The organism is Pedobacter sp. UYP1 (assembly GCF_040547305.1).
GTDB lineage: Bacteria > Bacteroidota > Bacteroidia > Sphingobacteriales > Sphingobacteriaceae > Pedobacter.
The window spans coordinates 26291-38735 of the sequence record NZ_JBEPPL010000018.1 but is presented as its reverse complement, the minus strand read 5'-3'; the positions used below and the strand labels follow the sequence as shown (position 1 = coordinate 38735).

Below are 12445 nucleotides of genomic sequence, written 5' to 3'. Positions count from 1 at the left end.
GGGACCTGTTAAAGCAGGAGCCCATTCTGACTTTTTAAATTTTCAAATTCAAACAACAGAGCTATGTCTTACAAAAAGGATAATAAATTAAAAAGCAATTTCACCTCGATTACCATTAGTTTGGCATCGCCGGAGGCTATTTTAGAGCGCTCTAGTGGTGAGGTGTTAAAACCTGAGACTATTAATTATCGTACTTACAAACCTGAACGTGATGGTTTGTTCTGCGAGCGTATTTTTGGTCCGGTAAAAGATTACGAATGTCACTGTGGTAAATACAAACGTATCCGTTATAAAGGTATTGTTTGTGACCGTTGTGGTGTTGAGGTAACGGAGAAAAAAGTACGCAGAGAGCGTATGGGGCACATCAATCTGGTGGTTCCTGTTGCGCATATCTGGTATTTCCGTTCATTACCAAACAAAATTGGTTACTTATTAGGCCTTCCTACCAAAAGATTAGATTTGATCATTTACTACGAGCGTTATGTAGTTATTCAATCTGGTTTAATGGAAGAACAAGGTATCCAGTATATGGATTTCCTTACTGAGGAAGAGTACCTTGATATTCTTGATAAATTACCTAAAGAAAACCAATACTTAGACGATAAAGATCCTAATAAATTCATCGCCAAAATGGGTGCTGAAGCATTAGAAGATTTATTGAAACGTATTGACTTAGATACTTTATCTTATAACTTACGTCACCAGGCTGCAAACGAGACTTCTCAACAACGTAAAAATGAAGCGTTAAAACGTTTACAAGTTGTTGAAGCTTTCCGTGGTGCAAGAACACGTATTGAAAATAATCCAGAATGGATGATTATCAAAATTGTTCCTGTTATTCCACCGGAATTACGTCCGTTAGTACCTCTTGAAGGTGGTCGTTTCGCTACTTCAGATTTAAATGATCTGTACCGTCGTGTGATTATCCGTAACAACCGTTTAAAACGTTTGATCGAGATTAAAGCACCAGAGGTTATTTTACGTAACGAAAAACGTATGTTACAGGAAGCTGTAGATTCGTTATTCGATAACTCACGTAAAGTAAATGCGGTTAAAACTGAAGGTAACCGTGCTTTGAAATCTCTTTCAGATATCCTGAAAGGTAAACAAGGTCGTTTCCGTCAGAATTTATTGGGTAAACGTGTGGATTACTCTGCGCGTTCGGTAATTGTTGTAGGTCCAAACCTTAAATTACACGAATGTGGTTTACCTAAAGATATGGCTGCTGAGCTTTTCAAACCGTTTATCATTCGCAAGATGATCGAACGTGGAATCGTGAAAACAGTTAAATCTGCAAAGAAAATTGTGGATAGAAAAGACCCATTAGTTTGGGATATTCTTGAGAACGTTTTAAAAGGCCACCCTGTATTGCTGAATCGTGCACCTACGCTGCACAGATTGGGTATCCAGTCTTTCCAGCCTAAATTGGTGGAAGGAAAAGCAATCCAGTTACACCCGCTAGTGTGTACTGCATTCAACGCCGATTTTGACGGTGACCAGATGGCTGTGCATTTACCTTTAGGTCATGCTGCTATTTTGGAAGCCCAGGTATTGATGTTAGCTGCGCACAACATTCTGAACCCTGCAAACGGTACTCCGATTACTGTACCATCTCAGGATATGGTTTTGGGTCTTTATTACATTACTAAAGGCCGTAGAACTGACGAAAACCGTGTGGTTAACGGACAGGATTTCTCATTCTATTCTCCGGAAGAAGTTATCATTGCTTACAATGAGAAACGTATCGATCTTCATGCATTTATCAAAGTAAAGGTAAACGTTAAAGATTCTGACGGAAATATCGTTAATAAATTAACTGAAACTACAGTTGGTCGTGTACTGTTTAACCAAATGGTTCCGGCTGAAGTAGGATATATCAATGAATTGCTGACTAAAAAATCACTGAGAGATATTATCGGTGATGTAGTTAAGGTTACTGGTATGGCTCGTGCATCAAGATTCCTTGATGATATTAAAGAGTTAGGTTTCCAAATGGCATTCAGAGGTGGACTATCGTTTAACTTACAGGACGTGAACATCCCTGCAGAAAAACAAGTTCTTTTAGAACAAGCTTCTGCTGAAGTTGAAGAGGTAAGGAATAACTATAACATGGGATTCATTACCAACAACGAGCGTTACAATCAGATTATCGATATCTGGACTCGTATCAACAACCGTTTAACATCATTCGTGATGACTCAGTTATCGAGCGATAACCAAGGATTTAACTCGGTATATATGATGCTTGACTCTGGAGCACGTGGATCTAAAGAGCAGATTCGTCAGCTTTGCGGAATGCGTGGTCTGATGGCAAAACCTCAGAAATCAGGTTCAGGTGGTGAAATTATTGAGAATCCGATTCTTTCGAACTTTAAAGAAGGACTATCAGTATTAGAATACTTTATCTCTACCCACGGTGCGCGTAAAGGTTTGGCGGATACAGCGTTAAAAACTGCAGATGCTGGTTACCTGACCCGTCGTTTACATGACGTTGCTCAGGATATGATCGTGAACGCTGCTGATTGTGGTACTTTAAGAGGTATGTACACTACTGCATTAAAAGATAACGAAGATATCGTTGAACCATTATATGACAGAATTTTAGGTCGTATTTCACTTCATGATGTATTTAATCCTCTGGATGGTGCATTATTGGTAGGTGCTGGTCAGGATATTGATGAAGACATCGCAAAAGCAATCGAAGAATCTCCTTTAGAAGGTGTGGAAATACGTTCAGTATTGACATGTGAAAACAAAAGAGGTGTTTGTGCGCTTTGTTATGGACGTAACCTTGCAACAGGTAAACGTGTTCAACGTGGAGAAGCTGTCGGTGTAATTGCTGCACAGTCTATCGGTGAGCCGGGTACACAGTTAACATTACGTACGTTCCACGTGGGTGGTACCGCATCGAATATTGCTGCTGAATCTCAGATCAATGCGAAGTTTGATGGTATCATAGAATTCGAAAACGTTCGTACTGTAGCAAATGATACAGGTGAGCAAGGTGTGAAACAAATTGTTTTAGGCCGTTCAGGTGAATTCAAAATCGTAGAAAAAGGTACTGGTAAAGTTATCATGACCAATAATATCCCTTACGGTTCATTCTTATATGTTGAAGAAGGAGCTGAAATTTCAAAAGGAGATAAGATTTGTTCATGGGATCCATATAACGCGGTTATTATCTCGGAGTTTGCCGGTAAAATCGAATTTGATGCAATTATTGAAGGTGTTACCTTCCGTGAGGAGTCAGATGAGCAAACTGGTCACCGTGAGAAAGTAATTATCGATACACGTGATAAAACTAAAAATCCATCAGTAAGAGTAGTAGATAAAAAAGGTGAATTAATCAGACAGTATAACATTCCTGTTGGAGCTCACGTTTCTATCGATGATGGAGAAGCAGTTAAAACTGGTCAGATCTTAGTTAAAATCCCTCGTGCTACAGGAAAAACAAGAGATATTACGGGTGGTTTACCACGTGTAACTGAATTGTTTGAAGCACGTAACCCTTCTAACCCGGCTGTAGTAACCGAGATTGATGGTGTGGTAACTTTAGGTGGTGTGAAACGTGGTAATCGTGAGATGACTATCGAATCAAAAGATGGTGAGATCAAGAAATATCTTGTACCATTATCTAAACACATCCTGGTTCAGGATAATGACTTCGTGAAAGCTGGTATGCCATTATCAGACGGATCGATTTCTCCTGCGGATATCTTAGCAATTAAAGGTCCTGCTGCCGTACAAGAATACTTAGTGAATGGTATCCAGGAGGTTTACCGTTTACAAGGTGTGAAAATCAATGATAAACACTTTGAGGTTATTGTACACCAGATGATGCAGAAAGTTCATATTGAAGATCCGGGTGATACTACATTCTTAGAAAATAACTCTGTAGATCGTTGGGACTTCATGATTGAAAACGATGACATCTATGACAAGAAAGTTGTTATTGATGCTGGTGATTCAAACACTGTTAAACCAGGTCAGATTCTTTCTCTGCGTAAATTAAGAGATGAAAATTCTCAATTAAAACGTAAAGACTTGAAACAGATCGAAGTTCGTGATGCAAGATCAGCAACTGCTAGTTCTGTATTACAAGGTATTACACGTGCATCATTAGGTACTAAATCATTCATCTCTGCAGCTTCCTTCCAGGAAACTACAAAAGTATTGAACGAAGCTGCAATTGCAGGTAAACGTGATAACATGCTTGGATTGAAAGAAAACGTAATCGTTGGTCACTTGATTCCTTCAGGTACTGGGGTTCGTGGATACGAACGTATTATCGTTGGTTCACAAGAAGAGTATGACAAATTATTAGCTTCGAAACAAGAAGAAGAAATAGAAGCATAATTTAAATAGTTAATTTTTTTTTAATCCCTCCTGATCTTGTCAGGGGGGATTTTTTTTTAATATAGCTACCATGCTAAGGAATTAAAGAAGTAGTTTTGTAGTATGGAAAACGAGAACAACGATAATCAGATTAACATTGAACTTTCTGAAGAGATAGCAGAAGGTATATTTTCAAATCTTGCAATAATCACGCACTCCAATACAGAGTTCGTACTGGATTTTATCAGGGTTATGCCAGGAGTACCAAAGGCAAAAGTGAAATCAAGAATCATTTTGACTCCTGAACACGCCAAGAGATTAATGAGTGCAATGCAGGATAATATAGAGAAATTCGAGTCAATTAATGGCAGGATCAAAACTCAGGAGGAACCATCAGGATTTCCAATGAATTTTGGCGGGCCAACAGCACAAGCTTAATTCAGGAAACTTCCTGTTAAAGAAAGCTTCCTGATCAATAAGGAGAAAACAATTTCTGCCGTTGTTTTCTCCTTGATTTTAATTTTTTATTGATTCTTCGAGGAAATTGATCACATCTGCCGGCTGATCAGGGGAGAACCAATGGATTTGTGTGTCCCTTCTAAACCACGTCAGCTGACGCTTCGCAAATCGCCTGGTGTTCTGTTTGATTTTCTCCACAGCAACCTCATAAGTAATCATACCGTCCAGGTAGTCAAAAAGCTCTGCATAACCAACAGTTTTTAGCGCATTGAGTTCTCTGTAATCTTTCAGGGATTTGACTTCTTCTAAAAGGCCTTCCTCCAGCATCACGTCTACCCGATGGTTGATCCGTTCGTATAAAAGCGGCCTTTCCATGTTTAAACCAATCTTTATAATATTAAAAGCTCTCTGTTTCCTGCTGTTTGTTAAAAATGAAGAAACCTTTTTTCCTGTAGACAAGAAGAATTCCAGTCCGCGGATGAGACGCTGCGTATTCGCCTGGTCTACTTTCGCATAATATTCCGGATCTGCTGCTTCAAGCTGTGCTTTGATAGGTTCCAGTCCTTCCGTTTCAAACAGCTTATTCAGCTGACTTCTGATTTCCATATCCGTATCTGGCAATTCGTCGAGCCCTTTAGTTACAGCATCCAGGTACAGACCTGATCCGCCAACCATAATTGCCAGATCATGCCTGGTAAATATTTCATCTAGTAACCCTAAGGCCTGCTTCTCGAAATCTCCGGTACTAAAGAAAGTGTTGATAGAATGGGAATCAATAAAATGATGCTTAGCGGCAGCAAGCTCATTGGCATGAGGCTTTGCCGTTCCTATGGACATCTCCTTGAAAAACTGTCTGGAATCAGCAGAGATAATTTCTGTTGTAAAATGTTGGGCCAGTGTAATAGCTAAAGCTGTTTTACCTATTGCCGTTGGCCCCGCAATTACAATTAATGTTTTATTTTTTGCCATTGATATGGCTTAGTAATCTTCTTTGCTATCGTATTCATCTTCATGATAATCCTCATCTTCAGAGAAATCATCCGAATCTGAATCATCGTCATCAGCGTCTTCACTTTTTTCTGAGGTAGTAATACCACGGCCATCCATCGCTTCGATTTCTTCCGTATCCTCAGGAACAAAGTCCATCTCGTTCAGAAAATCGAAATCATTTGAAATAGGATTATTCGTTACCACTTCAGTTGGGATATTATTGGCATCAAAGATCTTAGGCGCTTCTCCTATACTTTTAAAAAGAACAGGATATTCAATATTAGGATCTGTTTGTAAAATAATCTTGATCAGCTCTACATGAAACTCATAAGGACGGTCAAAATTATAGATATAATAAAATTTCTGATGCGGATCTTCAATAAAAGCACTTAGCCTGGATTTCTCCATTAAGCTCACACCGCGATCGGTTTTCTTTTGCGTTGGAAGATAGGCGATTTCGTCACCCTTGATCCAATGATCAGAACTTACATAAAATGAAGAAGATTTTTCAGCATTATAACCAGTGGTACGGTGTAGTGCTTTATGTAAATCTTCAAAAGTTTGCGTTGATTTGATATCGATCTCTCTGATTACTTCATCGTAATCGTCAAAACTAAGTCTGAATCTATAAATTGCCATTTGTGCTGTATTTCTATATTATAAAATTATAAAATAAAATATGTATTTCCTTAGAACATATTCATTTTATGAGATATGATGCCATTTTGGGCCATAATTCTATGAACTACAACCCCAGTGGTAACATTAATTATTTGGGTTGTTCTGTAACGGGGATTAATCCAAATTCCTTTCCTTTGCGCAACATAAATGCTAACGCTTCACCAGGTGAATTTGTTATTTCGCCCTCCAGAATTGCTTCGCGGATTGCATTTTTAATCATGCCCACTTCTTTACCGGCAGCAAGGCCGAATACTTCCATGATGTCATTTCCTGAAACAGGAGGTTGCCAGTTTCTTATTTTATCCCGCTCTTCTACATCTTTCAGCTTTTGCTTAACCAGCTCAAAGTTATTCCGGTATTTTTTTACTTTATATTCATTTTTAGTAGTTACATCCGCATTGCAGAGTAACATCAGGCTTTCAATATCTTCACCCGCATCAAATAATACACGTCTTACCGCAGAATCCGTCACCACTTCCTGTGCCAGAACAATAGGGCGAAGATGTAGCTGAACCATCTTCTGAACAAATTTCATCTTCTCGTTCATTGGCAACTTCAACTGTGCGAAGATCTGAGGAACCATTCTCGCTCCTTTATCTTCATGACCATGAAAAGTCCAGCCATGATTCTCCTCAAAGCGTTTAGTTGGTGGTTTCGCGATATCATGAAGAATCGCTGCCCAGCGTAACCAAAGATCCGCTGTAACTTCACAGATATTATCCAATACCTGCAAGGTATGGTAAAAATTGTCTTTATGTCCTTTTCCTTTAATGATTTCTACACCATATAAATTAGCCATTTGAGGAAATATGAGATGAAGCAAGCCCGTATCGAACAGGTATTTGAAACCTATTGAAGGAACAGGAGAGAGGATAATCTTATTCAATTCGTCTGTAATTCTCTCTTTCGAAACAATACTGATTCTTTCTTTTTGTTTTGCAATTGCCGCTAATGCCTGTTCATCAATACTGAAATTCAGCTGCGTCGCAAAGCGGATAGCACGCATCATGCGTAAAGGATCATCTGAAAATGTAATTTCAGCATCCAGCGGAGTGCGGATTAATTTATTATTTAAATCTTCTATCCCATTAAACGGATCCACCAACTGTCCGAAATTCTCTTTATTTAAAGAGATTGCCAAAGCATTGATTGTGAAATCCCTTCTCAGCTGATCATCTTTAATCGTACCGTTTTCAACAATAGGTTTACGGGAATCAGCACGGTAAGATTCTTTTCTTGCACCAACAAATTCAACTTCAAGCTCACGGTATTTTAACATGGCCGTACCGAAGTTTTTAAAAACAGCAACTTTACTCTTTAACTGTTTTCCGGTAAGTTCAGCAAATTCGATCCCATTTCCCAGTACCACAACATCAATATCCTTTGATGGTCTTTTCAGAAATATATCCCGTACGTATCCACCAATCACATAGGCTTCGATATGATTTTCATCGGCGATACCGGCCATTACCTTAAAAACAGGATGTTCTAGATTTTTTTTCACTAATTATATATTGTTTCGAGCTTATAAACTCATGATGCTTCAAATAGAGTCTGCAAAAGTACTAAAACTTACTTTCTTATGAAGGAAAATTGACCAGATGGACTTAATTTCATGATTGTGGATGCCTTTTTGTTGATTTTGAGTTCCTGTTCCCAGTCTACAACATAATCCACAGCAGCCTTAATCTCTTCGTCAATCTCATCAAAAAACTGTGGAGTAGGCTGACCTGAAAGATTAGCTGAGGTAGAAACAACAGGCTTTCTGAAACGTTGCACTAACTGCTGCGCAAAATCATGTTTAACCACTCTTATGCCCACACTACCATCCGTATTGATCACATTTTTAGCTAAATTCTTTGCCCCCGAAAAGATAATGGTTAATGGGTGTTCTGCAAATTCAATCAGATCATACGCAACCTCAGGCACTTCATCTATATAACTTTGTATTTTCGAATCATTATCCACCAGGACAATAAAACTCTTATCAGCAGAGCGGCCTTTAATCGTATTAATTTTTTCGACTGCAGCTTCATTTGTCGCATCACAACCTATACCCCATACTGTATCTGTAGGATAGAGGATTACGCCTCCATTTTTCAAGACCGTTAAAGCCTTGTCAATTTCCGTTTTTAGCATGCCGTAAATTTATTAAATAATCTCCGGTATTCAGAGCGTTCTTAATCTTTAGCGATCATGCTGCTGTAAGAATCCATTAGCTGACGGGCTAAATCAGCAGTATTGAATCGCTGTGCGTAGCTCAAACCTTCCTCTTTCATCTTGCCGGCCAGCGCTGGATCAGTTAAAATTGAGTTTACTGCCTTTGCTAACGCAGATGCATCATTCGGATCTATATACAAACTATGTGGTCCACCCGCTTCTTCCAGACAAGAGCCAGTTGCCGCAACGACAGGTATCCGGCCATAAAGTGCCTCGATGACCGGGATGCCGAACCCTTCGTAAAACGATGGATAAACAAATACAGTAGCCAGCTGATAGATAGCGGGGAGGTCTGTGAATGGAATATCCTTCAGGAAAATAACTCTTTCTCCAAGACCCAGCCTTTCAATCTCAGCAATTACTTTTTGCGCATAAACCTGTTTTTTACCAACCACTACCAATTTGAACTCCGGATCGATAGCAGGTAAAGCCTGTACCACAGCCAGTAAATTCTTTCTCGGTTCGATTGTTCCTACATTGAGGATATACTTTTCAGGTAACTGATACTTTTCGCGTATCGGATCTTTAAACTCCTGACCAATAATTTGTTTAAAAGAATCATCGCAGGTTTGATAAAGCACTTCTATTTTCGAGGGATCGATCTGATAATACGCAATAATATCATTTTTAGTCTGCTCACTAATTGCAATGATACGATCTGCATGTTTGCAAGCATATTTACTTTTGAAATTGTAAATGGTGCGGTCTATGAATTTGTAATACTGCGGATAACGCAGGAAAATAAGATCATGAATAGTAACAACAGTCCGGATAGCCGGAGATACCCCGACAGGAATTTCATTACTTAAACCATGATAAATAGCAATATTATCTTTCTCTAATTGCTTTTTTACGCCGAAAGTCCTCCATAAGAACGAAGACTTTTCAGGCAGTACCAGGTGGATATTCTGCTTTTCAAAAAAAGAAGAAATCTGGCCATGGCGCTTTATCTTGGGACTATAAATAAAGTATTGGTTTTGAGGGAAAAATTCTGATAACTGTAAAACAAGTGATCTGCTATAATTACCTAAACCAGTAAAATTATTGGCAGCTCTTTTTCCATCAAAACCAATATTCATTAGACTGCTACATTGTTTTCTCTTAATGCATCATTAAGTGAAGTCTTTTTATCTGTAGATTCTTTACGTTTTCCGATGATCAAAGCACATGGAACCTGGTAATCGCCAGCAGGGAATTTTTTAGTATAACTTCCTGGAATCACTACTGATCTTGCAGGCACGATACCTTTATATTCAACAGGAGTACTTCCGGTAACATCAATAATTTTAGTAGAAGCAGTCAATACAACATTTGCGCCTAAAACAGCCTCACGTTCTACACGTACACCTTCCACAACGATAGCTCTTGAACCGATGAAACAGTTATCTTCGATAATAACCGGAGCAGCCTGAATTGGCTCTAAAACACCACCAATACCAACACCACCACTTAAGTGAACATGTTTTCCGATTTGTGCACAAGAACCTACAGTAGCCCAGGTATCCACCATTGTACCTTCATCAATATAAGCACCGATGTTCACATAAGAAGGCATTAAAATTACGCCTTTAGCTAAAAATGCACCATAACGCGCACTTGCACCAGGAACAACTCTCACACCTAATTCTTTATAATTGGTTTTCAATTTCATTTTATCATGAAATACGAAAGGACCAACTTCAATTTCTTTCATTTCTCTGATAGGGAAATAAAGGATAACAGCCTTCTTTATCCATTCATTGATGCCCCATGAATTTAGAATTGGTTCAGCAACGCGGATTTCTCCTTTATCCAGTTGCATAACAACAGTCTCGATCGCTTCACAATATTCAGTATATTCTAATAAAGTCCTGTCTTCCCAAGCAGCCTCTATTAACTTTTTCAATTCTTTAATCATTATCAATTTTTATTTTTTCACAAAATAAATCAATTTTATGTATTGAGCGATCTTTTACTTATGTATTTTTGATTTTTTATGGCAGAGCAGGAAAAATTAAGGATAGATAAATACTTGTGGGCAATAAGATTGTTTAAAACAAGAACTTTAGCAACTGAGGCGTGTAAAGCTGGCCGCGTTAAATTTAACGGTCAGAATGTGAAAGCTTCTGTAGTTGTGAAACCCGGTGACGTTTACCAGGTCTCTAAAGGAATCGAAAAAAAGATCATTGAGGTAGTCGAACTACTCTATACCAGGGTTGAATCCAAGATCGCAGTGACGAAATATAAAGACATTACCCCGATTGAAGAAACGCAAGGTTATAAAAGCATGTTCCACTCACCAGTTTTAATCCGGGACAGGGGAGCAGGCAGGCCAACCAAAAGAGACAGAAGAGAGATTGATGATTTAAAAGGTAACCTTTTCGAAGAAGACGAGGACAAAAAAGATTAGCCGGGATTTTCTCCTGGCTAATACTCAACTTTTATAACAGATTGCTCCCAGAGTTTAAAAGCCTGCTGAGCCTCATCCCGCAACAGCTGGTTCACAGGGATGGTCCGCTTCTCCATGGGCTTGTCCAGTTCTTCGTAAATGAACTGGTCATCAAAACCAATATGAGCAGCATCAGCCTTTGTATTTGCATAATAGATGATCTTGATCCTTGACCAGTAGATCGCGCTCAGGCACATCGGGCAAGGCTCACAACTGGTATAGATCAAACAACCACTCAAGTCAAAAGTTTTTAATTTTTTGCAGGCAATTCTGATCGCAGACACTTCAGCATGTGCAGTAGGATCATTCGTTGTCGTCACCTTATTTCCACTTTTAGCTACAATTTTTCCATCTTTAACTACTACAGCACCAAAGGGGCCGCCCAGGCTTTCTGCTACATTCCGTTCTGAGACTGCAATAGCCAGGCGCATAAACTTGTTATGGGCACGCTCTTCTTTTGTTTCTTTTTCCATCTTAAAATTATATGCAAAAAAAATGCCCCAATTAAGGAGCATCTTTTTTAACGCTTAGCGTCAATTATTTTTTATCAGCCTTGTAACCTTCGTTAAGACCAGTGATTACTTCACTTGTCACATCTAAAGAAGCATCAGCGAATAAAATAGCACTGTTACCTTTCTGGTAAGTCAACACCATTTTATAACCTTTACCTTTAGCATAGATTTTCAGGTAATCAGCAATTTTATTGTATAATTTTTCTTGCTCAGCACCTTGCTCATTTTGTAAAGCAGCGCCAGCATTTTGCTGATAAGCTTGTAATTCTTGTTGTTTACGTGCTAATCTTTGCTCAGTTGTAGCTCTCTGATCGGCAGGTAAAGTATTTTGAGTTTGCTGATATTGCGCAACTTCACGTTGAAAAGCCTGTTGTTTTGCAGCAAGATCAGTCTGAGCAGCTTTAGACTTGGCATCTAATTTAGTCTTAAGATCTTTGAAGTACTGATACTTAGTTAATAAAGAATCCGAATTTACATAAACGATAGGCTCGTTAGCTTTAACTGCTGTTGCAGCAACGTCAGTTTTAACCGCAGTATCAGTCGCAGCTTTGTTGTCTTTACTCTGGCAAGAAGCCAATACTGAAACTAATGCTACAGCGGTAGCCAGTGTGCTTAGTTTGAAGGATGTTCTGTTCATTTATGCGTTTATTATAATGTTGTTTTTAATTCTTTTCCAGTTTCAGTATCCATTTATGGATTAAACTGACGGAGTAAATTTTAGCAAATATAAAATTTCCAATTTAGTATCCTAAATAACTTGTTTTTTTTGGGTCATTAATGCAGTTTTTTGATCAAATAGTTATCCACATTTGCCTTTAAT

The 12445-nt window shown here is 38.6% G+C and carries 11 protein-coding genes; 3 read left to right on the top strand and 8 right to left on the bottom strand.

Annotation, left to right across the window (positions count from 1 at the left end):
- Positions 1 to 63 precede the first annotated feature (63 nt).
- Positions 64 to 4356, top strand: coding sequence for a DNA-directed RNA polymerase subunit beta' (rpoC, locus tag ABIB30_RS24340; protein WP_354305637.1), 4293 nt, complete (start codon positions 64 to 66; stop codon positions 4354 to 4356).
- 102 nt (positions 4357 to 4458) lie between these two features.
- Positions 4459 to 4773 (top strand): DUF3467 domain-containing protein, encoded by a 315-nt coding sequence (locus ABIB30_RS24335; protein WP_068403172.1) that lies wholly within the window; start codon positions 4459 to 4461, stop codon positions 4771 to 4773.
- 78 nt (positions 4774 to 4851) lie between these two features.
- Here ABIB30_RS24335 and miaA read toward each other — a convergent pair whose 3' ends face one another.
- The 6 genes from miaA to ABIB30_RS24305 all read right to left on the bottom strand — a co-directional run bounded on the left by miaA (position 4852) and on the right by ABIB30_RS24305 (position 10582).
- Entirely contained in the window at positions 4852 to 5763 is a 912-nt protein-coding gene (miaA, locus tag ABIB30_RS24330) for a tRNA (adenosine(37)-N6)-dimethylallyltransferase MiaA (protein WP_354305635.1), read from the bottom strand.
- Between the two features lie 9 nt (positions 5764 to 5772).
- Positions 5773 to 6423, bottom strand: coding sequence for an IS1096 element passenger TnpR family protein (locus ABIB30_RS24325; RefSeq protein WP_183865809.1), 651 nt, complete (start codon positions 6421 to 6423; stop codon positions 5773 to 5775).
- A gap of 130 nt (positions 6424 to 6553) precedes the next feature.
- The gene (locus ABIB30_RS24320; RefSeq protein WP_354305634.1) at positions 6554 to 7969 is read right to left on the bottom strand and encodes a CCA tRNA nucleotidyltransferase; all 1416 of its coding nucleotides are present in this window, start codon (positions 7967 to 7969) and stop codon (positions 6554 to 6556) included.
- Between the two features lie 68 nt (positions 7970 to 8037).
- Positions 8038 to 8604 (bottom strand): L-threonylcarbamoyladenylate synthase, encoded by a 567-nt coding sequence (locus ABIB30_RS24315; RefSeq protein WP_354305633.1) that lies wholly within the window; start codon positions 8602 to 8604, stop codon positions 8038 to 8040.
- A 41-nt stretch (positions 8605 to 8645) separates the two neighbouring features.
- Complete coding sequence (locus ABIB30_RS24310; protein WP_354305632.1) at positions 8646 to 9764, bottom strand: glycosyltransferase family 4 protein; 1119 nt, start codon at positions 9762 to 9764, stop codon at positions 8646 to 8648.
- Complete coding sequence (locus tag ABIB30_RS24305; RefSeq protein WP_198163543.1) at positions 9764 to 10582, bottom strand: 2,3,4,5-tetrahydropyridine-2,6-dicarboxylate N-succinyltransferase; 819 nt, start codon at positions 10580 to 10582, stop codon at positions 9764 to 9766. Before ABIB30_RS24305 ends, ABIB30_RS24310 begins: the two co-directional genes overlap by 1 nt.
- Positions 10583 to 10660: 78 nt before the next feature.
- On the opposite strand from ABIB30_RS24305, the gene ABIB30_RS24300 reads away from it, so the two are divergent.
- Positions 10661 to 11074 carry an RNA-binding S4 domain-containing protein gene (locus ABIB30_RS24300; RefSeq protein WP_354305630.1) on the top strand — a complete coding sequence of 138 codons (414 nt, stop codon included), beginning with the start codon at positions 10661 to 10663 and terminating at the stop codon, positions 11072 to 11074.
- A gap of 17 nt (positions 11075 to 11091) precedes the next feature.
- Here the strand turns inward: ABIB30_RS24300 and ABIB30_RS24295 are convergent, their stop codons facing one another.
- On the bottom strand, positions 11092 to 11586 hold the full coding sequence (locus ABIB30_RS24295; RefSeq protein WP_354305628.1) for a nucleoside deaminase: 495 nt from the start codon (positions 11584 to 11586) through the stop codon (positions 11092 to 11094).
- Between the two features lie 64 nt (positions 11587 to 11650).
- On the bottom strand, positions 11651 to 12262 hold the full coding sequence (locus ABIB30_RS24290) for an OmpH/Skp family outer membrane protein (protein WP_183865803.1): 612 nt from the start codon (positions 12260 to 12262) through the stop codon (positions 11651 to 11653).
- Positions 12263 to 12445: the final 183 nt, after the last annotated feature.

What these genes read in the sequence shown, in the direction of transcription:
- rpoC (WP_354305637.1), top strand. Translation starts at nt 64, where the DNA reads ATGTCTTACAAAAAGGATAATAAATTAAAAAGCAATTTCACCTCGATT.
- ABIB30_RS24335 (WP_068403172.1), top strand. Translation starts at nt 4,459, where the DNA reads ATGGAAAACGAGAACAACGATAATCAGATTAACATTGAACTTTCTGAA.
- miaA (WP_354305635.1), bottom strand. Translation starts at nt 5,763, where the DNA reads ATGGCAAAAAATAAAACATTAATTGTAATTGCGGGGCCAACGGCAATA.
- ABIB30_RS24325 (WP_183865809.1), bottom strand. Translation starts at nt 6,423, where the DNA reads ATGGCAATTTATAGATTCAGACTTAGTTTTGACGATTACGATGAAGTA.
- ABIB30_RS24315 (WP_354305633.1), bottom strand. Translation starts at nt 8,604, where the DNA reads ATGCTAAAAACGGAAATTGACAAGGCTTTAACGGTCTTGAAAAATGGA.
- ABIB30_RS24310 (WP_354305632.1), bottom strand. Translation starts at nt 9,764, where the DNA reads ATGAATATTGGTTTTGATGGAAAAAGAGCTGCCAATAATTTTACTGGT.
- ABIB30_RS24305 (WP_198163543.1), bottom strand. Translation starts at nt 10,582, where the DNA reads ATGATTAAAGAATTGAAAAAGTTAATAGAGGCTGCTTGGGAAGACAGG.
- ABIB30_RS24300 (WP_354305630.1), top strand. Translation starts at nt 10,661, where the DNA reads ATGGCAGAGCAGGAAAAATTAAGGATAGATAAATACTTGTGGGCAATA.
- ABIB30_RS24295 (WP_354305628.1), bottom strand. Translation starts at nt 11,586, where the DNA reads ATGGAAAAAGAAACAAAAGAAGAGCGTGCCCATAACAAGTTTATGCGC.
- ABIB30_RS24290 (WP_183865803.1), bottom strand. Translation starts at nt 12,262, where the DNA reads ATGAACAGAACATCCTTCAAACTAAGCACACTGGCTACCGCTGTAGCA.